21 protein-coding genes are annotated in these 25,328 nt (G+C 68.1%); 15 read left to right on the top strand and 6 right to left on the bottom strand.

Annotation, left to right across the window (positions count from 1 at the left end; genetic code table 11):
• The first annotated feature begins 107 nt into the window (after positions 1–107).
• Together RIC31_RS05220 and RIC31_RS05215 are read left to right on the top strand one after the other, a co-directional pair.
• Positions 108–1,193: a Gfo/Idh/MocA family protein gene (locus RIC31_RS05220; protein WP_350103848.1), complete on the top strand. Its 1,086-nt coding sequence runs from the start codon at positions 108–110 to the stop codon at positions 1,191–1,193.
• A 155-nt stretch (positions 1,194–1,348) separates the two neighbouring features.
• On the top strand, positions 1,349–3,322 hold the full coding sequence (locus RIC31_RS05215; RefSeq protein WP_350103845.1) for a tetratricopeptide repeat protein: 1,974 nt from the start codon (positions 1,349–1,351) through the stop codon (positions 3,320–3,322).
• A gap of 25 nt (positions 3,323–3,347) precedes the next feature.
• Here the strand turns inward: RIC31_RS05215 and RIC31_RS05210 are convergent, their stop codons facing one another.
• On the bottom strand, positions 3,348–4,565 hold the full coding sequence (locus RIC31_RS05210; RefSeq protein WP_350103843.1) for an FAD-dependent oxidoreductase: 1,218 nt from the start codon (positions 4,563–4,565) through the stop codon (positions 3,348–3,350).
• A gap of 64 nt (positions 4,566–4,629) precedes the next feature.
• Positions 4,630–5,346, bottom strand: coding sequence for a hypothetical protein (locus RIC31_RS05205; protein WP_350103840.1), 717 nt, complete (start codon positions 5,344–5,346; stop codon positions 4,630–4,632).
• A gap of 177 nt (positions 5,347–5,523) precedes the next feature.
• Between RIC31_RS05205 and RIC31_RS05200 the strand changes: the two genes are divergently transcribed.
• From RIC31_RS05200 to RIC31_RS05190, 3 genes are read left to right on the top strand one after another with little or no spacing between them, the layout of a single operon-like run.
• Positions 5,524–7,287 (top strand): type I secretion system permease/ATPase, encoded by a 1,764-nt coding sequence (locus RIC31_RS05200; protein ID WP_350103838.1) that lies wholly within the window; start codon positions 5,524–5,526, stop codon positions 7,285–7,287.
• The gene (locus tag RIC31_RS05195) at positions 7,284–8,651 is read left to right on the top strand and encodes an HlyD family type I secretion periplasmic adaptor subunit (RefSeq protein ID WP_350103836.1); all 1,368 of its coding nucleotides are present in this window, start codon (positions 7,284–7,286) and stop codon (positions 8,649–8,651) included. The genes RIC31_RS05200 and RIC31_RS05195 overlap by 4 nt, the downstream gene beginning before the upstream one ends.
• 49 nt (positions 8,652–8,700) lie before the next feature.
• Positions 8,701–9,969 (top strand): glycosyltransferase family 9 protein, encoded by a 1,269-nt coding sequence (locus RIC31_RS05190; RefSeq protein ID WP_350103834.1) that lies wholly within the window; start codon positions 8,701–8,703, stop codon positions 9,967–9,969.
• 23 nt (positions 9,970–9,992) lie between these two features.
• On the opposite strand, the gene RIC31_RS05185 is transcribed toward RIC31_RS05190, so the two are convergent.
• The 4 genes from RIC31_RS05185 to RIC31_RS05170 all read right to left on the bottom strand — a co-directional run bounded on the left by RIC31_RS05185 (position 9,993) and on the right by RIC31_RS05170 (position 15,215).
• Positions 9,993–11,006, bottom strand: a complete 1,014-nt coding sequence (locus tag RIC31_RS05185; protein ID WP_350103831.1) for an FkbM family methyltransferase — start codon at positions 11,004–11,006, stop codon at positions 9,993–9,995.
• A 103-nt stretch (positions 11,007–11,109) separates the two neighbouring features.
• Positions 11,110–12,108, bottom strand: a complete 999-nt coding sequence (locus RIC31_RS05180; RefSeq protein WP_350103829.1) for a putative sugar O-methyltransferase — start codon at positions 12,106–12,108, stop codon at positions 11,110–11,112.
• Between the two features lie 129 nt (positions 12,109–12,237).
• The gene (locus tag RIC31_RS05175; protein WP_350103826.1) at positions 12,238–13,278 is read right to left on the bottom strand and encodes a hypothetical protein; all 1,041 of its coding nucleotides are present in this window, start codon (positions 13,276–13,278) and stop codon (positions 12,238–12,240) included.
• A 338-nt stretch (positions 13,279–13,616) separates the two neighbouring features.
• Entirely contained in the window at positions 13,617–15,215 is a 1,599-nt protein-coding gene (locus RIC31_RS05170) for a TIGR04372 family glycosyltransferase (RefSeq protein ID WP_350103824.1), read from the bottom strand.
• Positions 15,216–15,467: 252 nt separating this feature from the next.
• Here RIC31_RS05170 and RIC31_RS05165 point away from each other — a divergent pair, with 252 nt between their 5' ends.
• From RIC31_RS05165 to RIC31_RS05120, 10 genes are all read left to right on the top strand, one after another.
• Positions 15,468–16,772: a glycosyltransferase family 4 protein gene (locus tag RIC31_RS05165; protein ID WP_350103822.1), complete on the top strand. Its 1,305-nt coding sequence runs from the start codon at positions 15,468–15,470 to the stop codon at positions 16,770–16,772.
• Positions 16,769–18,226, top strand: coding sequence for a tetratricopeptide repeat protein (locus RIC31_RS05160; RefSeq protein WP_350103820.1), 1,458 nt, complete (start codon positions 16,769–16,771; stop codon positions 18,224–18,226). The genes RIC31_RS05165 and RIC31_RS05160 overlap by 4 nt, the downstream gene beginning before the upstream one ends.
• Before the next feature lie 138 nt (positions 18,227–18,364).
• Positions 18,365–19,189: a sporadic carbohydrate cluster 2OG-Fe(II) oxygenase gene (locus RIC31_RS05155; protein ID WP_350103817.1), complete on the top strand. Its 825-nt coding sequence runs from the start codon at positions 18,365–18,367 to the stop codon at positions 19,187–19,189.
• Positions 19,182–19,676 (top strand): LIC12192 family sporadic carbohydrate cluster protein, encoded by a 495-nt coding sequence (locus RIC31_RS05150; protein WP_350103815.1) that lies wholly within the window; start codon positions 19,182–19,184, stop codon positions 19,674–19,676. The genes RIC31_RS05155 and RIC31_RS05150 overlap by 8 nt, the downstream gene beginning before the upstream one ends.
• A gap of 126 nt (positions 19,677–19,802) precedes the next feature.
• Entirely contained in the window at positions 19,803–20,819 is a 1,017-nt protein-coding gene (locus tag RIC31_RS05145; protein ID WP_350103813.1) for an NAD-dependent epimerase/dehydratase family protein, read from the top strand.
• 28 nt (positions 20,820–20,847) lie between these two features.
• Positions 20,848–21,453, top strand: a complete 606-nt coding sequence (locus tag RIC31_RS05140) for an SIS domain-containing protein (protein WP_350103811.1) — start codon at positions 20,848–20,850, stop codon at positions 21,451–21,453.
• Complete coding sequence (locus tag RIC31_RS05135) at positions 21,450–22,016, top strand: D-glycero-alpha-D-manno-heptose-1,7-bisphosphate 7-phosphatase (RefSeq protein WP_350103809.1); 567 nt, start codon at positions 21,450–21,452, stop codon at positions 22,014–22,016. Before RIC31_RS05140 ends, RIC31_RS05135 begins: the two co-directional genes overlap by 4 nt.
• Entirely contained in the window at positions 22,013–22,741 is a 729-nt protein-coding gene (locus RIC31_RS05130; RefSeq protein ID WP_350103807.1) for a transaldolase, read from the top strand. Before RIC31_RS05135 ends, RIC31_RS05130 begins: the two co-directional genes overlap by 4 nt.
• Positions 22,742–22,762: 21 nt before the next feature.
• On the top strand, positions 22,763–23,776 hold the full coding sequence (locus RIC31_RS05125) for an NAD-dependent epimerase/dehydratase family protein (RefSeq protein ID WP_350103805.1): 1,014 nt from the start codon (positions 22,763–22,765) through the stop codon (positions 23,774–23,776).
• Positions 23,773–25,314, top strand: a complete 1,542-nt coding sequence (locus tag RIC31_RS05120; RefSeq protein ID WP_350103801.1) for a PfkB family carbohydrate kinase — start codon at positions 23,773–23,775, stop codon at positions 25,312–25,314. Before RIC31_RS05125 ends, RIC31_RS05120 begins: the two co-directional genes overlap by 4 nt.
• The last annotated feature ends 14 nt before the right edge of the window (positions 25,315–25,328 follow it).

Below are 25,328 nucleotides of genomic sequence, written 5' to 3'. Positions count from 1 at the left end.
TCGGCCGATGTTGACGTTCGGGCCGGTTCAAGGGTTTCTGTCCATGGGGGCCGGCGGAGGGCCTGACGACGGTCTCCGACGGCGAGCCAGACATGAGGGAGAAGTGTATGAACACGCTGCGGCGCAAGTGGCGGATCGGAGTTCTCGGCTGCGGGCGGGTCTCGGCGCGCTACCGCGAGGTGCTCGGCCAGGAACTCGCCGATCGGGTCGAGGTGGTCGTGGCCGCCGACCTGGACATCGCGAAGGCCACCGCCTTTGCGGAGGTCGTCGGCGGGACGCCGGTGTCCAGCATCGAGGAGCTGGTCGCGGCGGCACCCGACCTGGTCTGCGTCCTGACTGAATCGGGCAATCACGCGGTCCATGCGCTGCAGCTGATCGACGCCGGCCTCAACATCGTGGTCGAGAAGCCGGTTGCGCTCAGGCCGGCGGACGCCGAGCGGATGCGGGACGCGGCTGCCGCCAAGGGGGTGATGTGCGCGGTCATCAAGCAGAACCGGTACAATCCGGCGATGCGGTTCCTGCGCAACATGGTCGACGAGGGGAGGATCGGCCGGCTCGTGACCGCCGGGATCCGGGTTCACTGGTGTCGCCATCAGGACTACTACGACGACCCCTGGCACGGCCGCTGGTCGATGGACGGCGGCGTCCTGGCCCAGCAGGCGATCCACCATCTGGATGCGCTGCAGTGGCTGGGCGGTCCGATCGAAGCGGTCTGTGCCGCCGGCTCCGCCATCCTGAACCGCCTCGAGGCCGAGGATACGGCGGTCGGGCTGGTCCGGTTCCGCTCCGGTGCCCTGGGCACCATCGAGGCGACCACGTCGGCGCGCGACGACGATTTCGAGGCTTCCCTGCATCTGGTCGGCGAGCAGGCGATGGCCAAGATCGGCGGGCGGGCCCTGAACAAGCTGGAGTTCTGGCGGCCGGTCGAGCCGCGCCAGGGCGACGAGCGGGCCGTCGAGACCTTCAGCCAGGATGTCCCGACTAGCTACGGCCTGGGACATGGGCCGCTGCTCGGCGAGGTCCTCGACGCGCTGGAAAAGGGAACGCCGCCGCCGATCGGGGTCGACCAGGCCATGGGTTCGCTCAGGCTGGTGCATGCGCTCTACGCCAGCATGGAGACCGGCGGTTGGGTGGCGCTCGAGGACAATCCGACGTCGACCCGCCTGGGGATCGTGAACTCCGGGGCGTCGTGACCGTGATCGGCCGGCCGACCCCGACCGACCTCGGCCCCAACCCGCAGGCGCTTCTCGACGCAGGCCGGACCGCCTGGTCGAACGGATACAGGGACGATGCGGTCCGCCGTTGGCGGTGTGCCTCCGCGGCTGCGCCGGGGCTGGTTGCGCCCTATATGAACCTCACCGGGGTCGGGCTCGAGAAGTCCTGGGTCGAGAAGGCAGCCACCACCCTGGCGCACGGCGATCCCGCCGTCTTCAAGAACCTCGGCGTTCTGGCCCTGCAGCGGGGGGAGCCCGAGCGGGCGCGGCGATGCTTCCAGCGCGCGCTGGTACTGTCGCCGGACCGCCCCGCGACCGTCGACACCTTCGCGCGCAGCCTGGCGGCCGCCTCCTCGGATCGCGACCGGGTTTCCTGGACCCGGCGCGTCACGATCCTGCTGCCGGCGGACGAACGCCCGTGGTCGGACCTGCTGAAGGGCCTGATCCAGGCCGGGTCGCTGGACGAGGCCGTGGCCCGCACCGAAGCGATCCCGCTGCCGCCCCGCGACTGGTCGGCCGGCTTCCTCGAACTGGTCTCGGAACTCTACACGCGCAACGGACGTTACGATCGCGCGCTGGCACTGGTCGACCTGTTGGCCGAACGGCAACCCGCGGACCCGACGCCGCGCATCCTGCGTGCCGTCCTGCTTCGCCGCACCGGTGAATCGTCGCGGGCGGTGGTCGACGCGAAGCGCGCGGTGCTGCTCGATCCGGCCAGCTTCGACGCCCTCGGCAGCGCCGGGACAGAACTCTGCCATGCAAACGAACACAGCCAGGCGGCCCGCGTTTTCGAACATGCCCTGATCGTCGAACCCGGCCGCCGCGAAGGGGTGATCGAGAACTACGCCCTGAGCCTGAAGTTCCTCGACCGCGGCGAACTGGGCATGCGGCTGCAACGGGAGGCCGCGATCCGGCATCCCGGGCGCGCGAAGGCCTATATCAATCTCAGCACCGCGATGATGGGAGAGCAGGACGTCGATCGGGCCGTCCAGTTGGCGCGCAGGGCCACCATCGTCGATGACGGCATTGCCGAGGCACATTATCAGCTCGGCTTCGCGCTTCGGCATCAGGGGGCGACCGCGGAAGCCCGTGCGGCGTTCAGGCGGGCGATCGGGTTCGGCACGGGGAATCCGCAGTATCGGTTCGCCGAGGCCCTGCACGAACTCGCCGACGGCGACCCGGCCGTCGGGATCAATCTCTACGAGGCTCGATGGCGGGTGCCGAACTTCCCGTCCTATCGGTCAGAGAACAGCGGACGGACGCTTCCGCAGCCGATGTGGATCGGCGATATCCGGCCCGACGCGACCCTGGCGATCTGGGGCGAGCAGGGCATCGGCGACGAGATCTGGTTCGCGGGCTACCTCGATTGGGCTTCCACCCGGGTAGGACGGATCCTTCTCGAGATCACCCCGCATCTGGCGGGCCTGATGGCGCGGACCTTTCCGACGATCGAGGTGCTGCGGCGCGGCGACCCGGGGACCGAGGCGTCGATGGCCGCGGCGGACCTGCAGATTCCGATGGGCAGCCTTCTGCGGCTGTCGGGGCGCATGGCGGCGCCGGTCCCGACGGGGTTTCTCGCAGTCGATGGGGATCGCGTGACACGGCTGCGGGAACGCTATTCCGGCGGGCGCTCCGACGTCCGCCTGCTCGGCCTGTCGTGGCGGAGCGTCAAGCCCAACCTGGCGTTGTCGTTCGAGGCGCCGCTGGAGGCCTGGGAACCGATCCTGTCATTGCCCGGAACCGTGTTCGTCTCCCTGCAGTACGGCGAGGTCCAGGACGAGGTGCGGCGCCTGGCGGAGCAGGTCGGCGTGCCGATCGTCGTGGATCCGGGCATCGACGCCAAGCGCGACCTCGACGCCTTCGCGGCGCAGGTAGCCGCCACCGACGCCGTGGTGACGATCGCCAACTCGACGATTGCGATGGCGCATGCGCTCGGCAAGCCGATGCATGTGCTCCTCAAGACAGTGCAGGAGGACTGGCGCTTCGCCCGTCACCAGAAGAAGACACGCTGGCTGCCGACCGCCCGGTGCGTCTGGCAGGAGACGCCCGGCGACTGGTCGGCGCCGATCGCGGAGATCGCGGACAGCCTGCGGTCCCGGCCGGGGTGACGGCCGGCCGGCCGCGTCGACGGGCTCACGAACGGCCCGGTACCACCTTCGCGTCCACCATCTTCTGGGTCAGCAGGTTCGGGGCCGCCTGGTCGGCACCATAGACCGGCACCGGGTGCGAGAGGCCGCCCTGCTTGAGCTCCTCGGCCATCTTCATCGCCTGCCAGATGATGTCGTCGATGTCGATGTACTTGTAGCTGCCGGCGCGCCCCATCGAGACCACGCCGTCCGGCATGGCGTCGAAATACTGGTATGCGCGCGCGATCTCCTTCTTGATCGGCATCGGGTAGAGCTTGTTCTTGTGGCTCGGGATCTCGATGCCGAGCAGGGTCGACGGCGACTGGTGCTGGGTGAACTTCTTGTACTCGACGATCCGGGTGTAGGGCTCGTCGCCGGCGTAGTACGTGAAGTAGGTCTTGTCCGGAAAGGCGTGCTCGACCGGCAGGATGATGGTCATGAACTCGCGCCCGACATAGGGCAGTTCGCCGTAGGCGTAGTTCAGCAGCATGTCCGGCGAGACGGTGTTCACGATCAGGTCGTAGGCATGCCACTCGCCGGCGATCTGCACGCGCTTCTGCGGGATGTCGAAGGCCTCGATCTCGGTGCCGAGCTTGACCGTGGTTTCCGCGGTCGCGACATCGAAGTAACGATCGTAGCCGTCGGGCGCCAGCGGGTAGGCCGAGATCGCGGTGTCCCAGCCCTCGCGCGGGCCTTCCTTGAGCGCCACGCCCTTCGGGGACCAGCCGAAGTCGTCGAGCATGGCGTTGCTGGCGACCTGCCACATCTTGCGCGAGTACTTGTCGACCATCTTGCCGTACAGGGTCTCGCCGACCGAGGCGATCCAGTATTCCTCGAAGTTCTTGGCCGCGGTCCAGGTACGGAGCTCCTGGGCTTCGGCGATCTCGCGCTCGATCGACTCGCGCTCCGGCATGCGCGGGATGTCGTCCTTGTGGATCGGGAAGGAGTAGTAGTTCCGGTCCGCCTCGACATAGGTGATGAACTCGTGGTCGAGCTTGCGCATCGGCACGATGGCGTTGAGGTATTCGAACAGTTCCGGCATCGGCGTCAGCATGTGCCGCGGCCCGAAGGTGAAGGGATGGCCGCCGCGCCAGTGCGTCTTGACGCCGCCGCCCAGGAACGGCGCACGCTCCACCAGGGTGACGTCCCAGCCGCCGATCAACTGGATCTGGTGGGCGGCGGCGCAGCCTGCGAAGCCGCCGCCGATGATCAGTGCCTTCTTCATTGCGTCTCTCTCCTTGCCGGCCGGGTGCCGCCGCCCCGGCCATCGTCCCGCGTATCGTTCGTGTTCAGGTCCGGCCGGGTGCGTCGAGGGCCGCGCACTCGCTCAGCCAGAGGTCACCGTAGTCTACATCCTGCCAGTTCTCGAACCATGGGCCGCCACGCGTGAAGTGCACGGCCGCGGGGGTGCCGTCCACCGGTTTCGGCATGCTGCCTTCCAGCCAGTTCCAGGTCGACGGCAGGGCGCCGATCGCCTCGTCGGCCGCCCACTGCATGCGATGCAGGTAGGCGCCGCTCTGGGTGTTGACGACCTGCGGGGTCAGCGATCTCGCCATCGGATGGCCGCAATTGAACAGCATCAGGCTCGACCAGTTCTTGCGGGGGTAGGTGGTTTGGACGGCGCCGTCCATCTTGGTGTCCTCGGTCGGCCGGTGGTCGTGGTGCACGCACATCACGGCCTTCGTCGGGTCTGCCAGCGCCAGCAGTTCCGCGACGTCCGCAAGCCACAGAAAGTCGCAGTCGCAGAACAAGGCCCACCCTTGATAGCCCGCAAGGTAGGGTGTAAGAAATCGGGTGTATGTGAATTCGGTGGATGCGAGCGGATCCTTTGCGCGCCAGTACAAGCCGCGGGCGCGAAGGTCGGCCTGAGCGATCGGCCGAACGTCGAGTGCGATCGAGGATCGACACCGCATCGACGCCTCGCAGACTCGAAAGGCAATGTCCTCGCGGCTGTCGTAGCCGACGAACACACGAAACGGCGATCCGATCGGTTCAGCACTCATCATGATGCCTATTTGCAATGCGGCGGCCCAGGGTTCGCCGGACCGGGGCGCGCCCGCTTTAGCGGATCGCCGTTCGGCGGTCAAACTCCGGACGACAGCGTGCGTCGCGACGCCGGTCGGCGTATTATGGAATTCTGACGTGCGGTATGGCCGCGCGGATCGTTGCGGGCAGAAGGGCCGATGAGCGAGACCGAAAGCCACGTCGGCGCCAAGGACGCCCTCAAGCACGCCTTCAGGAAATGCCGGGCCGCGTTCGCCGCGGTGGCGGTGTTCAGCTTCGCGGTCAACTTGTTCATCCTGACCGTGCCGCTGTACATGTTCTCGGTCTTCGACAAGGTGCTGAGCAGCTACAGCATGGCAACGCTCGGCATGTTGTTCACGATGGCGCTGTTCGCCCTCGGGATTCAGGCCGCGATCGATGTCGCCCGGTCGGGGGTTCTGATCGAGATCGGCAACTACCTGGAACGCAACCTCACCTCGCGGCTGCTCCACGCGTCGCTGGCGCATTCGATCAAGCGCGGCAACCGCCGCGGCGCGAACGCCCTGCAGCGGTTCACGCAGCTGAAGACGTTTCTGACCAGCAACTCGATCTATTCGATCATGGATGTGCCGTGGATTCCGCTGTTCATGGCCATCCTGTTCCTCATGAATCCGATCATCGGGCTGATCTCGGTCGGCGGTGCGATTCTGCTGGTCGTGTTGGCCATCTTGAACGACAGGCTGTCGCGCGGCGCATTGGCCCGGGCGCAGTCGGCGATGCAGCCGGCCTACAGGCGGGCGACGTCGGCGACCCGGAACGCCGACGTGGTCGAGGCCATGGGCATGACCCCGACCATCGTCCGGGCCTGGCAGGCGGACACCGTTGCGGCCATTCATCATCAGACGGTCGCGTCGCGGCGGGCGGCCTTGATCAGCGCGTTGTCCAAGTGGGCGCGGATGGCGATCCAGATCTCCATCATGAGCGCCGCCGCCGTAGAGATGATCCAGCCCCAAAGTTCCATGAGCCCCGGCGTGATGATGGCGTCGGTCATCCTGGTCGGTCGGGCGCTCATGCCGCTCGAGACCATGATCGGCAGCTACCGCAGCACGCTGGAGGCGTTCGGCGCCTACAAGGAAATCGACGAGATCCTGAACTCGATGGTCGAGCGGCCGCGGCTGAGCGTCGTGCCGCCGCGCCCGACCGGCGGCATCGCGGTCGAGAACGTCACCTACACCGTCCCGGGGTTCGACCGGCCGATCCTGTCGAATGTGAGTTTCGAGATTCAGCCCGGCGAGATCATCGGAGTCATCGGCCCGTCCGGTGCCGGCAAGACCACGCTCGCATCGCTGCTGGTCGGAATCGAGGCGCCGACTCACGGCCATGTCCGGCTCGACGGGACCGACGTCTACGCATGGCCGTCCGAGGATCTCGGCCGGTATATCGGCTACCTGCCGCAGACCGTCGAGCTGTTCGACGGCTCGGTCCGTGACAACATCTGCCGTCTGCAGGACGACGCCACGCCGGAATCGATCATCAAGGCCGCCGATCTCGCCGGACTGCACGAGATCATCCAGCGGCTTCCGAAGGAGTACGACACCCCGGTCGGCGACGCAGGGGCCCTGATGTCCGGCGGCCAGCGGCAACGTATCGGCCTGGCCCGGGCCCTGTTCCGCGATCCGCTCATGCTGGTCCTCGACGAGCCGAACTCGAACCTGGACAGCGAGGGCGAGGAGGCGCTGAAGAACGCGCTTCACGCGCTGAAGGCCCGTGGCTGCACGGTGGTGCTGATCGCCCATCGGATCAACGTGCTGCAGCACGTCGACAAGGTTCTGATCCTGCGCGACGGCGTCGTTCACAAATACGCTCCGCGCGACGAGGTGGTCGGCCCGGTCGCGGCCCAGCCGAAGCCGCAGATCGCCGCCAGCCAGGAATCCAAGCCCATCGCCAATCGAGCGACGTCATGACACTCGTCGAGACCTCCCGCCCTTCCTCCCTGCCGACGCTGTTCGATCCGTATGAGGAGATCTCCAGACAGGCCCGGCCGTCCTGGAACAAGGCGCTGATCGCCGGCTATGCGGTGATCCTGATCTTCTTCGGCGGGTTCGGCGGCTTCGCGGCGTTCGCGCCGCTGCACAGTGCCGTGCTGGCGCCGGGTGAGTTGCGGGTCGACAACGAGCGCAAGGTCGTCCAGCACGCCGACGGCGGGGTCATCACCGAGATCTTTGTCCGCGAAGGACAGCGGGTGAAGGAGGGCGAGGTGCTGGCCCGGGTCGACTCGACCCGTGTCAACGCTCAGGCGAACGCCCTGCGCAAGCGATATCTCTCGGCGCTGGCCGAGCGCGCCCGCCTGGTGGCCGAGCGCGACGGCCTGCAGGAGATCCAACTGCCGCAGGAGGTCCGTAAGGCGGAGTCGGACCCGGAGATCGCCGAGATCATCGAGGGCGAGCGCCGGCTGTTCGAGACGCGCCGCGAGTCGCAGCGAGGCCAGACCGCTCTGTTCCTCGGGCAGATCGACCAGGCGAAGACCCAGATCGAGGGCGTGACCCGCGAACGCGAGGCGATCGAAGAGCAACTCGGGCTGATCGAACAGGAGCTGAACTCGGTTCGCGAGCTCTACGAAAAGGGTCTCGAGCGTCTGCCCCGGCTTCTCCTGCTGAAACGGAATCAGGCGGCCCTGAAGGGGCAGCTGGCCCGGGCGGACGGAAATCTGGCACAGCTCGGGAAGCAGATCGGCGAGACCGAGTTGCGGATCGTCCAGATGCAACGCGACTTCCAGCTCGAGGTCGCGCACCGTCTCGGCCTGGTGGTCGACCAGATCCAGTCGATGAGCGAGGACCTCCCGGTGGTCTCGGCGTCGGTCCGTCGCGTGGACCTCAGGGCGCCGCGCTCCGGCCGGGTGATCGATCTCTCGGTCCACACGGTCGGCCAGGTCATCCAGAGCGGCCAGCCGATCCTGCAGATCGTCCCCGAGGACGAGGATCTCGTCGTCATCGCGAGGATCAAGCCGCGCGACATCGACGCCCTCAACGAGGGGATCACCCATGTGCAGGTCCGCCTGACCGCGTTCAGCCAGCGCTTCATGCATCCGGTCGAGGCGGAGCTCGAATCCGTGTCGGATGACGTGGTGCAGGAGGCCAACGGGTCGGCTCCCTACTACCGCGCCATCCTTCGGCTCGATCCGGAGTCGCGGCAGCGTATCCTCCAGGACAACAAGCTGACCTCGGGCATGCCCGCCATGGCCATGATCGGGGTCGGCGAGAAGACCCTGCTCCGCTACCTGCTCGACCCGATCCTGCGCAGCATCGAGGAATCGCTCCGCGAACCATGAGACGGTGTCGCCTGGACAGTGGGTGTCCGGTAGCCGCAGGGGCCTGGCAGTGACCACGGCGCCGAAACAGGTCACCTACGAGGACGGGTTGCGGCTCGTGCAGACCCTGGTGGGGGACGGCCGCCTGCCGATGGCGGTGCGCTGGGTGGATCGGCTGTGCCGGCACCGGCCGGACGACGCGCGGGCCCACAATCAGGCGGGACTGGTGCGTCAGCGCCAGGGCCGCCCCGACGATGCCGTGCTTCACTTCCGGCGCGCGACGCTGCTGCAGCCGGACGCGGCCGAGCTGTGGGTCAATCTCGGCAACGCACTCCGGCACGTCGCGGCCTTCGACGAAGCGCTGCTGAGCCGTCTTCGCGGCGTCCTGTGCCGGCCCGATGCGGCCGACATGCGGCTGTCCTATGCCCTGGGACTGCTGGCGGCCGGCGACTATCGCAGGGGCTTCGCCGAGTACGAGTATCGTGAGAACCGCAGCAAGGGGCTGGCCCCCTATGCCGAGGCCGGCTGGCCGTTGTGGGACGGCCGGATACGTCCCGGCGGGCGGCTCCTGCTGGCGACCGAGCAGGGCGCCGGCGATGCGGTCCAGTTCGTCCGGTTCGTCCGCCCTCTGGCCGAGCGGGGAATGGAGGTCGTGATCGCCTGCCCGCCGGAGCTGCAGCGGCTGCTCCGATCGGCGCGGGGAGTCGCCGCCGTCATCGATCCGACCCCGTCCGGCAGTCCGGCCGCGTTCGACGGAGTCGACATGCTGCTCAGCCTGCCGGCCCGGCTCGGCCTGGAGGAAGAGGTCCTCGGGCTGGCGGGCCGGTATATCGAGCCGCCCGAGCCGGCGTTTCGGGTTCCGGCCGGCGAGGGGCTGCGCGTCGGCCTGTGCTGGACCGGCAACATCGCGACGCCGCTGAACGCGATGCGGCGGATCGTGTTCAAGGAGCTGGCGCGGCTGCTCGATACCCCCGGGGCCGTGTTCTACGGCCTGCAGGTCGCGGCCGGCAGCGGCGCCAGCGCCGGCGAACCACGTCTGCTCGACCTGTCGCCGCATATCGAGGATTTCGCGGACACCACCGCGATGATCGACCAGATGGACCTTGTCATCACCGTCGACACCTCGGTCGCCCACATGGCCGGTGCCCTCGGCAAGCCGGTCTGGACGCTGCTCGCCCGGGTCGCGGACTGGCGCTGGGGGTATGACGGGGAGACCTGCCTTTGGTACCCCAGCATGCGCCTGTTCCGGCAGACGCGGTCGGGCGAGTGGCGCGACGTCGTCGAGCGCCTCGGTACGGAACTGCGACGACAGGTCGAGTCGCGCCGATCGGCGGGCTGACCGGCGTCACACCGTTCCCGGCGTCACGCGGTCCGTGGCACGAAGACGAGCTTCGGGTTCGGATCGTGCTCGTCCGGGCGGATGTCATCCATGCCGTCCAGCGGCCGCAGCCCGTCGTCGGTCAGCTGGAACATCGACCATCGGTCAAGGTCGAAGCAGTCGATCAGATCGCTCGGCCTGCGACGGTAAACGTGCAGAAGATGCGCGTGGTACTCCACGACGAACGTTGTCCGCGCCGCGGCGATGATCCCGCGGGCGCCCTTCAGCACGTCGATCTCGTGCCCCTCGACATCGATCTTCACGACCTTCGGCAGGAGTGCGGCTTCGAGGAAGGCGTCGTCGAGGGTGATGACCGGCACGAAGTCGTCGATCAGGGAGCGCGGGTCGCGGTAGTTCACGTAGAACGGCTGACCCTCCAGCCGGGTCCCGGTATTCGCCTCGATGCGCGGCATCATCGACAGGCCGGCCTGTGAGGATGCACCGGCGTGAATGGCGCGCAGATGGTCGAGATCGTTGACGGTCGCGACCTGCTCGATCAGCGGGATCAGGTCCCGCTGGATCTCGATCGCGAAGACGACGGCACCGGCCTTGGCGATGAACGCGCTGACGTAGCCGAGATTCGCCCCGACATCGACGAACACCTCGCCGGGCCGGATCCGCGAGGTCACGAAGTCGATCAGGGTGCGCTCGTAGAAGCTGTCGTACTTCTCCACCAGCGACTTGAACTGCGTCGAGGCGAAGTCGTTGAGCGGAAACGCCACCGACTGGCCGTTCGGCGCGACCGCCGTCCAGGTCTCGGTCTTCCGATACCGGGCCCCGCGGTGCTGCATCGCGGCCACGAAGCGATTCAGGCGTCGCACCAGGTAGGTGGGTATCCGCAGGTCCTTCATGACGATGCCGCGACGGACCGACCTGCGGAACTTGACCAGTTGTTCGCGGTTCAGCGGCGGCCACTCGGCCTCGAACATGGCGGCCACGTCGCTGGGGTTCTCCACCGCCCGCCGCCGGGCCTTGATGCGCGTCTTGGAGTCGATCATGGCTGCCTTGTCTGGTTGTCTGCGCGGCGGTCCGCTGCCGGTCTGGGGCGTGCCCCGGTCGCGTCGCCACCCGCCGTGCACAGGAGGGGCCGTCGCCAGGGCGTCAGGTCCGCTCGAACAAGCCCTCTCGGATATGGCTCTGGAACGGGACGGTGTCGGTGCTGATCGGTCGCCAACGGTCGTCGAACGGGAACCGGTCGTAGGCGATGTCCTGCGCGCCGATCCGCTTCAGGAGCCGGTTCACGCAGTAGAACAGGCCGCCCTTCGGCATGCTTCGCTGGATCTCGACGAAATAGTCGGCGACCGACAGCCAGCGCATCTCCTGGAACGACCGCATGTTGACGTACACGGAGGGCCAGCCGGCCGGCACCAGCTTGATGAACGCCGGCGGAAGCAGCAGAAAGTCGAAGGGGTCGTCGAAGATCCGCAGGCCGCGTCGATGGAAGTCCTGGATCGTGTAGATGGTCTTGCCCGGCCAGCGGCTCCGCAGGTAGTAGAGCTGGACCGCGCTCGGCTCGGGCAGGTCGAAGATCACGCAACGCATCTTGCCCGACGCCCGCTTGACCTTGGCGCTCAGTTCGCCGAAGCCGCCGCCGATCTCGACGATGGTCGGGTTGGCCTGGACCCGCTCCATGACCTTCTCGTTCGAGCGGATCGTCTGGATCAGCCGGCCGCAGGCATAGACCAGGGAGAGGTCGTGGCCGCTGGCGGAGAACCTCATTGCCTCGACGCCGTTCGGGCCCTGCACCTTGACCTCGAAGGTGGCCAGCCGGGGCGATCCCGTCTCGGTGTTGAGCAGGGTCTGCACGACGTTGAGCTTGAGGCGTTGCGCGCAGAGGCGGAACATCCCGGCGGTTTGGCGCGTGTAGTTCTCGTCGTCGTCGTGCCGCGGCACGAGGTCGCCGTAGTCGTGCTTCTTGCGGCGTTCCCAGCGGTCCGGAACCAGCACGGTGTCGTCGTTGAACCCGGCGGAGATGCCGTTGCGCAGCAGCCGGGGCCAGGCATCGGCATGCTCGAACGTGCGCGCGAAGTCCGACGGAAAGACATTCCAGTGAACGCTCTTGTCGCTCCGGGCCTCGAACTTCTTCGCCTGCGCATACACTGCCGCGCATTCAGCCAAGACGGACTGTGGATCAAACGAGGATTCGGCCACGCCGCGCGTCCTTCCAGTCAGTCACAGATCGGCAGAGTCGTGCCGGATCGCAGATCGACCCGTGGGCGCGGTCCCGGATCATCCCGCCGCGGTCCCCGGCACCCACGACAGGTCGTCTTCCGTCGAGAGGATGAAGAACCGGCTGCCGTTGGTCGGGCCGGGAACGCCGTGGGCCCGCGACACGGCGGTCAGGTCGCGATAGGTCGCGCCGAGCTGCGTCAGCTGGTCCGCGAAGCCGTTCCCGAACGCGTAGAAATGCTGCAGGTCGGTCCAGCCCGGCCCGTGCACTTCCAGTATGACGCGCTTGCCGACCGTCAGCAGCCTCTTCAACAGCGAAATCGGGTCGGGCATGTGGTCGAGCGTGACGAAGGATCCGACGAGGTCGAACCGCCGGCCGGTCTCCTCCGCCCGCTTGAGCGTCAGCATGCGGTCGAACAGGAAGTCCTGGGCGTAGGCGTGGCAGCCCACCCCGGCCTGTACGCAGGACCGCCGCCAGCAATACGGTGAGTCCTCGGTCAGCAGGGTGCGCTCGACCAGGAATCCCGCCGACTGGGCGTTGACTTCCCGTGCGCGCATTGCGGAAGCCGCAGCGCTCGGCCGGTCGAAGATCGACGTCTTCGCGTACACGCGGGTCAGCTCGCGCAGACGCTCCAGTCCGACCTTCCGGATTTCGTCGCCGCCCCGGGAATCGGCCTCGGCGAACATCAGCCCGGCATTCGGGCAATTGAGCTCGGCGTAGGTCAACGAGCCCGGGATGTTGTCGCGCAGCAGCTGCCAGATCGCCGAGCGGGTGGCGACGAAGGTGACGGGCTTGCGCTTCAGCCAATTGGCGAGACCGGCCCAGCCGTAGAAGTGCTGGCCGCAGACATATCCGTAGAAGGTCTCGGCGAAATCCGTGGTGAACCAGGGATCGTGCCAGGCCGCGGTGCAGGACTTGCAGACCCAAAGCGGGAACCGCCGCAGCAGTTCCTCGGGCTCCAGTTCCACCATCTCCGCGATCGTGCGGGTATACGGGCTGATCGTCCCGGCCGGCGCCGTGCTCGGCTCGCGGTCGGTGTTCCCGCACACGGGGCACTGCGGGACCCCCTGCGTGATCGAGGCGAAATCTATGTGCGGCACCAGGGCGCCCTCCTCGGTCGGCACAAAGCGGGTGTATGTAAGGTAACTGCCGGGGCTTCCGCAATGTCGGATTCGGCCGATCCGGCGGTTGACCGAGCGTCACGTCGACGCGGGGCGTCGCGTGCCGTGGCCGCTCGTGCCGCGTTCTTTGTGGCTAGCCAGGCCGACGGCATCTGGCGTAAGCGAGGCCAGCCGGGGGGAGCGACCGGGAGCCCGGTCGGGAAATGACGGCAAACGAGATCCTTCAGCAGGTCTCCGCAAGGCTCGGCGGCCACTGAGGACCGGGCGCCGCGGCGCTGTCGACGGCGGCGCGGAGCGCCGGATGCGGGGTGCCGCAGCTACCGTATCGTCTCGGTCGGGACCCTGATGAACGGCTCGTCGGCCCCGTCGGCGCCGGCGATCAGAACCGGCCCGATATTGCGCCCGGTCCGGTCCGGCGGGCCCCGGTCCGCCGACAGGCCGTCAACGAACGCTTCCACGGCATGCTCGACCTGCTCGGCCGTCAGGTTCTCGGGCTCCACGCCGCAGGCGTTCAGCAGCGCCCGGTCGGGCATCCGGCCGTACCGGAAATAGACGCTTGGGTCGGTGACCCGCCCGGACCCGTCCAGGTGACGCATCGGCCGCAGGACCGACCAGTTCCGGCGGCCCCACGGCATCATGTCGAGCGGGTACCAGTTCAGGTACAGGCACGGTGTGCCGAACAGCTGCGGAACCAGGGAAAGGCCCGAGCTCGATCCGATGTGGAACGTGGCGACCCCGGTCAGCAGCACATCCAGTTCCGGCGACTTGAGCGTCGACCTGGCGTAGTCGAAGACGCCGGGGATCTTCGGCAGCGGCGTCATGGACCTGTCGCCGAGGCGTATGACGGTGTAGCCGCGCTCGACCAGCCGGCGGATCGCGGGAAGATAGGTCGCGATGTCGACATTGCGGAGCCCGTGGCGGGAGTCCACCCGGTAGCCGGCCTCGCGGCAGTGCAGCGTCACGATCCTGGCGGACGGCTGCAGTCCGAGGGCGGTCCTGAACGTCTCGAAGGCCGGGTCCGAGAGCGCCGGCCGTTCCAGGATGGCCCCGGTTTCGTCGCCGGCCTTGTCGGCGATCACCCCGCACGTGTCGAAGTAGTTCAGGTACTGATCGTCGAATATCTCGGCGTGGTTGACCGAGTGCAGTTCCCCGAAGAAGCGATACGATCTGATGTAGTCGAAATTGTCGGAAAGCGTCGAAACCCGGTCCATAAGATACCGGTTGGCTATTCCACCATTCCAGATCCGAATTCCGCCGTATGGCGTCAGGCCTGATCCCTGCGCTTTCACGAGGTAGGCCAGTATCACGATGTGTCCGATTGCGAATGTCCAGCGGTCGGTGAAGACCCGGAGCTTGTCCTGGTGAACGCGCTGGTGAATCTTGCTCGAAATCTTGGCGACGTGACGGCCGATTTCCAGCGCCAGGTCGGAATACCCTGCCGCACGCAGAACGATCGTCAGGTAGTTCTTCTCCGACACGAGCATCTGCGCTTGCAGCATGCTCTGGACTGAAGTGTGCCTGCCGATGATCGCGATCGCCCGGTCGAAATTGGTCGGGCACTTGCCGTACTCGATCGAAACCGCGTTGCGGGTGGCATCGTCGAGCCGTCCCGATACCAGGAGGCATGCGGCGATGAAGGACGTGATGGTGCGGTGGTATCTGGGCGAGGCGTTGGCGACCTTCGCGAGGGTGCGGCTGGGAATCGCGGAGCTCGCGCGAAGGGCTTTGCGGATCACGTCGCCTTCGACGACGAGGACGTCGCGCTGAACATAGGCGCCCGGCAGCAGGAGCAGGCGCCGGAACTGCTCGAACACCTCGGTGGGATCGGTGGCGGCGCGAATCAGGGAAGCGAGCTCACCGGCGTTGCCCGGATCCCTCAAGAGCTCGAATTTCGGGTTGGGATCGGCTCGATTCATCGGCGGAGTTGTCGGGGGTACAGGGCGACGACGCGGCATAGCCGAGACAGTCTGCCGGGTACCTAGCATCGGGTGAGGGGCTGTGCAAGGCGGCGCCCGGACGGTTCCCGGATCCGGGGATCGCTGCCGGGTCCGGGGGTGGGCCGGGCGCAGACTACGGGGCGGCCGACGATCCGGTCGTGGAATTGCATCGTCGGGCCCAAGCGGATAAACAGATCGCCGCCGCGAAATCGCCCGATCGGATATGATCCCGTGCGCATCCTGTTCGTACATCAGAACATGCCGGCGCAGTACGCGCATCTGGCCGTCCACTACGCAGCCGACCCGGCAAACCAGGTGATATTCATGACCCGCCGCAAGGGTCTGGAGATGCCGGGGGTCCGCACGGTCCGGTACGATCTGGGCCGAGAGCCCCGAACCGACGCGCATCACTACGTCAAGTTCCTGGACGAGCAGCTGCTGTTCGGCCAGGCGATCGTTCGCGAAGCGGTGAAACTCAAGAGCGCGGGCTTCACGCCGGACATCATCTGCGCCCATTCGGGCTGGGGCGAGGCGCTGTTCCTGAAGGACGTATTCCCGGACGTTCCGCTGCTGGTCTACGCCGAATACTACTATCGCGGCCGCGGCTCCGACATCGGGTTCGACACCGACCGCGAGCCCGAGCTCGACATCGTCTGCCGTTCGCGCGCCCGAAACACGCATCTTCTGCTCAGCCTGGAGGCGGCGGACTGGAGCGTGACGCCGACCAGATGGCAGTGGCAGCAGCAGCCGGTCGCCTACCAGTCGCGGATGTCGGTGATCCACGACGGCATCCGGACGCAGATCTGTGCGCCGAACCCGGATGCTCGCCTGACGCTGCCGAACGGGACGGTGCTGTCGCGCGACGACGAGGTTGTGACCTATGTGTCCCGAAACCTCGAGCCATACCGCGGGTTCGACCGCTTCATGCGTTCGCTGCCGGAACTGCTGCGCCGACGGCCGCAGGCTCAGGTGGTGCTGGTCGGTGGCGACGAGACGAGCTACGGCGGCCTGCCGGCCGATGCGCGGAACTGGCGCGAGAAGCTGCTGGCCGAGGTCCGGATAGATCCGGCGCGGGTGCATTTCGTCGGCCGCGTGCCATACGACTACTACCTGCGGATCCTGCAGGTGTCCCGGGTCCATACCTACCTGACCTATCCCTTCGTGCTGTCCTGGTCGATGCTGGAGTCGATGGCGATCGGATGCTGCCTCGTCGCCTCGGCGACGCCGCCGGTGCTGGAGGTCCTCAAGGACGGTGAGACCGGCGCCCTGGTCGACTATTTCGACGGCAAAGCCCTGACGAACCGCATCTGTGCCCTGCTCGACGATCCGGAAACGCGGGCCCGCTATGGCGCCGCGGCGCGTGACTACGTCGTGCGGAACTACGACCTCGAAACCGTCTGCCTGCCGGCGCAGATCGCGCTGATCGAGCGTGTGGCCACCGGCCGGCTGCCTCGGATCACGTCGACCGCCACCGCCGACGGCTTCCCGGGCGCGCCGCCGGAAGAACTGCCGGTACCGGCCTCGGGAACGGCGTGAACGAGGAACTCGCAGGGCTCGACCAGACCGCCCGGCGGGCCGTCGCCGATGCCGACTGGACGGCTGCCGCGTCGGCGTTCGGGTCGATCGCCGCGCAGCTGCCGGACAAGCCGGGTCCCTGGTACAGCCTGGCCCTGGCGCGCTGGCGCGGCGGATCGGCGGCCGGCGCGGCCCCGGCCCTGCGGCGCTGCCTCGTCCTGGCGCCCGACCATGCGGCCGGTTCCCGGCTGCTGGCGGCCCTGACCGGGCTCGATCGGGGGCATCTGCAGGCCGCCGTGCTGCCGGGCGCCGAGATCGGTACGCTGAAGGTTGCCGGCGCGCTCCGCCAGGAGGCCGGCGACGCCGCCGGCGCGATCGAGCTGCTGGATCGGGTCCTGGCGGCGGAGCCGGAGGACCGCGAGAGCCTGGTCAATCGCGCGATGGCGCTGATCGAGGTCGGCCGCAAGTCGGCGGCGATCGACGACGTCGAGCATGCCCTGCGGATCGATCCGCAGGATGCGCGGGCGCGCTGGGCGCGCGGCTGGATCAGGCTCGGCCGCCGGGACTGGAACGGGGTCGCCGACTATGCGGCGCGCTGGCTCGATCCGGAGCCGGATTCCCGGCAGCGGCTGTTCGACGCCCCGCTGTGGTCCGGCGGCCGGGTCGAGGGCGGACCGTTGCTGCTCTACGGCCAGTTCGGGATCGGCGACGAGATCCTGTTCGCGACCCTGGTGGAAGAGGCCCGGCGCCGGGCCGGCGGACCGGTGATCCTGGAGGTCGATCCCAGGCTGGCCGCCCTGCTCGACCGCTCGCTCGACGGCGTCACCGTCGTTCCGCGCGCCGATCCGCCGGACCCGCGAATCGCGGCCGCCCGGCCGGCGGCCCAGTCGTCGACCGCCCGGCTGCCGGCGGTGCTGCCGCGTGACGCGGTGCTTGGCGCGCGCCCGGCGCCGCTGCTGACCGCCGACCCGGCCAGGGTCGAGCACTGGCGCGAACGGTTCGCCGGCCTCGGCCCCGGACCCTGGATCGGCCTTGCCTGGCGCAGCGGCAATCGTCGCACCGCCGGCCGCAAGTCGATCCCGCTCGGCGACCTGGCGCCGGTCATGAGGGCCTCGGCCGGCACCTGGATCAGCCTGCAGTACGATCCGGACCCGGAGGAGACGGCGGAGGTCGCCGCTGCGCGCCGGCCGGTGCCGCACGACAACCCGGCCCCGGACATCCGCGACGATCTGGACGAACTGGCGGCGCAGATCGCGGCGCTGGACGCGGTGGTGACGATCTCCGGCATCAACGCCCATCTGGCCGGCGCCCTCGGCGTGCCGGGGGTGGTGATGATGCAGCGCGACCCGTTGTGGTTCTGGTTCGAGGACGGCGAGACCGTACCGTGGTACCCAAGCCTGACGGTGCTGCGCCAGCGTGGTACCGCCTGGACCGCGGTGATCACCGAGACCGCGCGTCGGGTGGCCGTCGGCTGACGCGCCGCCCGGTACAAAGGGGTGGCAAGCACTCCTCTTGGCCGGGGCTTCGGTCCGCGGTAGAGACGGACAGCCGACCGGTGCCACCGCCGCCGGTGAGACCGCAGACGGCGAAACTGCAGACGGACGTGTCGACCCATGGCCCTCACCGACCGCTTCACGAATGCGCTGGAAGACGAACTCGCCCGCGAGTTCCTGGCGAACGGCTACATCATCCGCGACGTCGACGACCGGTCGGCGCTGGACGCGCTCCGGCACGAGATCGTCCGGCTGGCCTGCGACCACCTGAAGTGCGACCTGCCGGCCGATGACGGGGATTTCCTGAACCGCATCCACGAGCGCGTCGGCGTGGCCGAGATCAACGCGCTGCGGCTGCACGTGTTCAACGGGCTGAATGCCCACGCCTGGTGCCGGCCGACCTATCTGGCGCTGGCGCGCTCGGTGATCGACGCCGTGGTCGGCAACGAGCTGGCGATGCAGAACAAGGTCAACCTGTCGATCCAGATGCCGCGGGACGAGACCTCGACCCTGGCGGTGCATGCCGACGTCTGGTCGGCCGAGACCCCGTTCGAGGTGGTGGAGTGGACGCCGCTGGTCGACGTGTACGACACCAAGGCGATGTACATCCTGCGCCCGGAGGTCAACCGCACGGTTCGCGGGAAGATGAGCAGCCTGCAGGACGGCGGCCGTCAGTTCGACCTGTTCGAGGCCTACAGGGACGAGTTTCACTGGGTGCCGGTGAAATACGGCCAGACCCTGGTGTTCTCGCCGATCCTGCTGCACGGCAACGTGCGCAACGACACCGCGGAGTCGCGGTGGTCGCTGAACTGCCGGCTGACCGGCCTGTTCACGCCGTATTCCAGCGACGAGAAATGCCTCGGGCGGTTCTACACCCCGGTGACCACCAAGGTGGCGAGCCGGGTGGGCATGAACTTCCGCGCGCCGGAGGCGATCGATGGCTGAGGAGGCCGCGAAGCCGGGCGCCGGTCCGGCCGGCGCCAACCGGACGCGCGCCGGCCTGCAGGGTTACGTCACCCACCAGTCGTTCAAGGGCATGCGCATGCCGGCGACCGTCCAGAACCTGGTGATGCGCGACTATATCACCCGCCGCGGCGCCCAGCTCCGCCTGTCGGTCGGCGAGTATCTGTTCGAGAACTGCTTCGTCCAGTTCTACTCGATGCTGCGAAAGCTCGACGAGATCGAGGGCATCGTGATGTGCAGCCTGTTCATGCTGCCGGCCGACCCGGCCAAACGGCGCTGGATCTACGACCGGTTCCTGGAGAGCGGGGCTGCCCTGCACTTCGTCTTCGAGGGCCTCGTCGTCGAGGACGAGGACGGTGTCCGGCAGGCCGAGGAGCTGCTGCGGATGAACGCCGCCCTGGACGTGGCGCCGACCACCATCGACCCGGCCCTGCTGCCGCCGATCGACGGCGTCGACAGCTTCACCTGAGGCACGCGGCGGCCGCCGCGCAGCGTGGTCGGAATCCTTGCTGCGCCGGGGCAAAACCGCTATACGACCGGCACCGAATCGGCCATTCCGCGGCCGGTTGCGTTCGCTGATTTCCGGGACCATGCCATGACCGATCACACCATCAACCGCGTCCTCGTCACCGGCGGTGCAGGCTATGTCGGCTCGGTGCTGACGCCGAAGCTGCTCGACGCCGGCTACGAGGTGGTGGTGTTCGACATCCAGTACTTCGGCGACGACACCCTGCCGAAGCAGAACCCGAAGCTGACCTCCGTCAAGGGCGACCTGCGCGACACCGCCGCGTTCGCCGAGGCGGTCGCCGGCTGCGACGCGGTCATCCACCTGGCCTGCATCTCCAACGACCCGAGCTTCATCCTCGACCCGAGCCTGTCGAAGTCGATCAACTACGACTGCTTCGAGCCGATGGTGGTTGCGGCCAAGCAGGCCGGCGTGAAGCGCTTCGTCTACGCCTCGACCAGCTCGGTCTACGGCGTCTCCGAGGCGCCGGACGTGACCGAGGACCACCCGCTGGTCCCGCTGACCGACTACAACAAGTTCAAGGGGATGTGCGAGCCGCTGCTGTGGAAGCACATCTCCGACGACTTCGTGGGCGTGACCATCCGGCCGGCGACGGTGTGCGGCTACGGCCCGCGCATGCGCCTGGACCTGTCGGTCAACATCCTGACCAACCACGCGGTCAACAACGGCAAGATCACGGTGTTCGGCGGCAGCCAGCTGCGCCCGAACATCCATGTCGAGGACGTCTCCGACCTGTACGTCATGCTGCTCGGCCTGCCGGCCGGGAAGATCCAGGGCGAGACCTTCAACGCCGGCTACCAGAACATGTCGATCTCCGACATCGCGCTGGCCGTGAAGGCGGTGGTCGAGCAGGAGTTCCCGGGGCGGCCGCCGATCGACATCGTCACCACGCCGACCGACGACATCCGCTCCTATCACGTGAATTCCGACAAGATACGCAACAAGATCGGCTTCCAGCCGAAGCGGACGGTCGAGGACGCGGTGCGCGGGCTGTGCAAGGCGTTCCGCGAGGGCAAGCTGCCGAACTCGCTGACCGACGACAAGTACTTCAACGTCAAGACCATGCAGAAGCTGACCGCGGCCTGATCCCGGGTCGGCGCTGGCCGGAGGGCGCATGCCGTCGCACGCTGAAACCTATCTGGCCCAGGCGGCCGAAATCTGTCGCACCATCGACCCGGCCGAGGTCGAGGCGATGGTCGCCGCCCTGGTGGCGCTGCGGGCCCGCGGCGGCCGGCTGTTCATCCTCGGGGTCGGCGGCTCGGCCGCCAACTGCGGGCATGCGGTCAACGATTTCCGCAAGCTGTGCGGGATCGAGGCCTATGCCCCGACCGACAACGTCGCCGAGCTGACCGCCCGGACCAACGACGAAGGCTGGGAGAGCGTGTTCGCCGGCTGGCTCGAGGTCAGCCGGGCCAACGACAAGGACGCGGTCCTGGTGTTCTCGGTCGGCGGCGGCTCGCGCGAGCGCAACGTCAGCCCGAACCTGGTGCTGGCCCTGGAATACGCCAAGCAGCACGGCCTGACGATCCTCGGCGTGGTCGGCCGCGACGGCGGCTACACCAAGCAGGTCGGCGACCACGTCCTGGTCATCCCGACCGTCGACCCGAACCACATCACGCCGCATTCCGAGGCGTTCCAGGCGGTGGTCTGGCACGGCTTGGTCTGCCACCCCGACCTGATGGCGCGCGCCAACCGGTGGGAGGGCCTGACCCGATCGTGAGCGGCGGGCGGCGAGCGGTCTTTCTCGACCGCGACGGGGTCCTGGTCGCGACCGAGGTGCATGGCGGCAAGCCGATCGCCGCGCTGACGCTCGCGGACTTCGCGATCCTGCCGGAAGCGCCGGCGGCGGTGGCCGCCCTGAAGTCCGCCGGCTTCGTCACCGTGGTCGTGACCAACCAGCCGGAAATGGCGCGCGGCAACGTCGACTCGGCTACAATGGACGCGATGCATGCCCGGCTCTCGCAGGCCATGCCGATCGACGCGGTCTACGTTTGCCCGCACGACTCCGGCGACGGCTGCGGGTGCCGCAAGCCGGCGCCCGGCATGCTGCTGCGGGCTGCCGACGAGCTCGGCCTGGATCTCGCGTCGAGCTACATGGTCGGCGACCGATGGCGCGACGTCGGGGCCGGCCGTGCGGCGGGCTGCACGACCGTGCTGATCGAGTGCGGCTATGACGAGCCGGAGCGGCTGGAGCCCGACCTGACGGTCGGCGACGTCGCCGAGGCGGCAGCGCGCATCCTGGACCGCGACGCGGCGGCCCGTGCATCTGGAGAACGAGCATGACGCTGACTTCGGTCGACGACCTCAGGATCAAGATCTTCGCCGACGGTGCCGATCTCGAGGGCATGAAGGCGATGGCCGCGAAGCCCTGGATCCAGGGGCTGACCACCAACCCGACGCTGATGCGCAAGGCCGGGGTGACCGACTACGCGGCGTTCGCCCGCCGGGTGCTGGACGCCATCACCGACAAGCCGATCTCGTTCGAGGTGTTCGCCGACGACGCCGACGCGATGACCGCGCAGGGCCGGGTGATCGGGGCCTGGGCGCCGAACGTCAACGTCAAGATCCCGGTGACCAACACCGCCGGCACCTTCATGGGCGCGCCGATCGCGGCGCTGTCGAAGGCCGGCGTGGTGGTGAACGTGACCGCGATCATGACCCCGGCCCAGGTCCAGGCGGTGGCCGACGCGCTCGACCCGGCGACCCCGGCGATCGTGTCGGTGTTCGCCGGCCGCATCGCCGATACCGGCCGCGACCCGATCCCGCTGATGACCGAGTGCCGGGAGATCCTGAAGTCGCGCCCGAAGGCGGAACTGCTGTGGGCGAGCCCGCGCGAGCTGCTGAACATCGTCCAGGCCGACGCCATGGGCTGCCACATCATCACCGTGACCAACGACCTGCTGGCCAAGCTCGGCGGCCTCGGCAAGGATCTCGACCAGTTCAGCCTGGAGACGGTCCGGATGTTCGAGGGCGACGCCAAGGCGGCCGGCTACACCATCGCCACCTGACAGCCACACGGACCATCCCCCATGGCGGAAAAGCCCTATGCGGTCGTGACCGGCGGCGCCGGATTCATCGGCAGCCACATGGTCGACCTGCTGCTCGAGCGCGGCTACCGCGTGCGGGCGATCGACAACCTGAGCGGCGGCCGCGAGCTCAACCTGGCCCATCACGGCGACGGCCCGGACCTGGTCCGCGACTTTCGCGACATCCGGGCGCTGGCGCCCGACGACGACGCCTTCGCGGGGGCGCGCTACGTGTTCCACTTCGCCGGGATCGGCGACATCGTGCCGTCGATCGAGCGGCCGCTGGAGTACATGGACGTCAACGTCCAGGGCACCGCCCGGGTGCTGGAGGCGTCGCGCAACGCCGGCGTGGCGAAGCTGGTCTATGCCGCGTCGTCGTCCTGCTACGGGCTGGCGGATACGCCGACCCGCGAGGACCACCCGATCCGTCCGCAATATCCCTACGCCCTGTCCAAGTACCAGGGCGAGCAGGCGGCGTTCCACTGGCACCAGGTGTACGGCCTGCCGGTGAACGCGGTGCGGATCTTCAACGCCTACGGCACCCGGTCGCGGACCTCCGGCGCCTACGGCGCGGTGTTCGGCGTGTTCCTGCGCCAGAAGATCGCCGGCGAGCCGTTCACCGTGGTCGGCGACGGTACCCAGACCCGCGACTTCCTGTTCGTGACCGACGTGGCGAAGGCGTTCCTGGCGGCCGCCGAGACCGGGATGGTCGGCGAAGTCTGGAACCTCGGTGCCGGCAACCCGCAGTCGGTCAACCGGCTGGTCGAACTGCTGGGCGGCGAGACGGTGTACATCCCGAAGCGCCCGGGCGAGCCCGACTGTACATGGGCGGACACCGCGAAGATAATGCGGGACCTCGGCTGGCGGCAGGAGGTCACCTTCGAGGAAGGCGTCGGACGAATGCTGGCGCAGCTCGACTACTGGCGCGAGGCGCCGCTCTGGACCCCGGACAGCATCGCCCGCGCCACCAAGACCTGGTTCGACTATTTGGGTAAGGAAGGGGGCGAGCCGCGGTGATCGACGACGCCTACAAGCACAAGGTCAAGACGGCCGCCGAGATCGCCGAGATCATCGGCAAGCCGCCGCGTCGCCGCAAGATCGTGATGTGCCACGGCACCTTCGACCTGGTGCACCCGGGGCATATCCGCCACCTGGTCTACGCCCGCTCCAAGGGCGCGAAGCTGGTGGTCGGCGTGACCGCCGACACCCACGTCAAGAAGGCCGATCACCGGCCGTTCGTGCCGGAGGGCCTGCGCGCGCTGAACCTGGCCGCGCTGGAGACCGTCGACTACGTGGTCATCGACCCGAACGCGACGCCGATCGAGAACATCCTGACGATCAAGCCCGACTACTTCGTGAAGGGCTACGAGTACCAGAAGGGCGGCCTGCATCCGCGCACCGCGGAGGAGAAGGAGGCGGTCGAGAGCTACGGCGGCGAGGTCATCTTCACCCCCGGCGACATCGTCTACTCGTCCTCGGCGATCATCGAGTCCGGCCCGCCGGATCTGGCGGTCGAGAAGCTGATCAACCTGCTGGACGGCGAGAACCGCAACTTCGACGACCTGAAGCGCGCGCTGGCCGGGGTGGCCGGGGCCAAGGCGCATGTGATCGGCGACACCATCGTCGATTCGCTGACCGTCACCTCGGTGATCGGCGCCAGCGGCAAGACCCCGACGATCAGCGTGCGCTACGAGGGCAAGCGGGACTATGTCGGCGGGGCCGGCATCGTCGCCAAGCATCTGAAGGCGGCCGGGGCCGAGGTCACCTTCTCGACCGTGCTCGGCGACGACCTGCTCGCCGATTTCGTGCGCGAGGACCTGGCCGAGGCCAAGGTCACCCTGAACGACGTGATCGACCGCACCCGTCCGACGATCAACAAGAACGCGATCGTCGCCGACGGCTACCGGATGCTGAAGATCGACACGCTCGACAACCGGGCGATCTCCGAGCAGGTCTGCCGGAAGCTCTGCGAGGCGATCCGCGACGTCCCGGCCGACGTCCTGCTGTTCAGCGACTTCCGTCACGGCATTTTCAACCGCGAATCGATCCCGCTGCTGACCGCGGCGATCCCCGAGGGCCGCTTCAAGGTCGCCGACAGCCAGGTCGCCAGCCGCTGGGGCAACATCCTGGAGTTCCGCGGCTTCGACCTGATCACCCCGAACGAGAAGGAGGCGCGGTTCTCGCTCGGCGACCAGGACACGGTGATCCGGCCGCTCGGCACCCGGCTGTTCGAGGAGGCCCGCTGCAAGGTGCTGATGCTGAAGATGGGGGCTCGCGGCATGATGACCTTCCGCGAGGCCGGCGGCGACCTGCGCAGTTTCTTCGGGATCGACAGCTTCGCCGACCACGTGGTCGACGCGGTCGGCTCGGGCGACGCCCTGCTGGCCTATGCCAGCCTGGTGCTGAAGACCACCGGCGACCCGGTGCTGGCGTCGATCATCGGGGCGATGGCGGCCGCCGCCGAGTGCGAGCTCGACGGCAACATCCCGGTCGAGCCCGCGATGGTGCTGAAGAAGATCGAGACCTACGAGCGTCGCGCCAACTTCGGCGGCTGAGACGGCGCGGCGGG

Source organism: Thalassobaculum sp., assembly GCF_040219615.1.
Lineage (GTDB): Bacteria > Pseudomonadota > Alphaproteobacteria > Thalassobaculales > Thalassobaculaceae > Thalassobaculum_A.
This window is presented reverse-complemented; position numbering and strand designations above follow the sequence as displayed.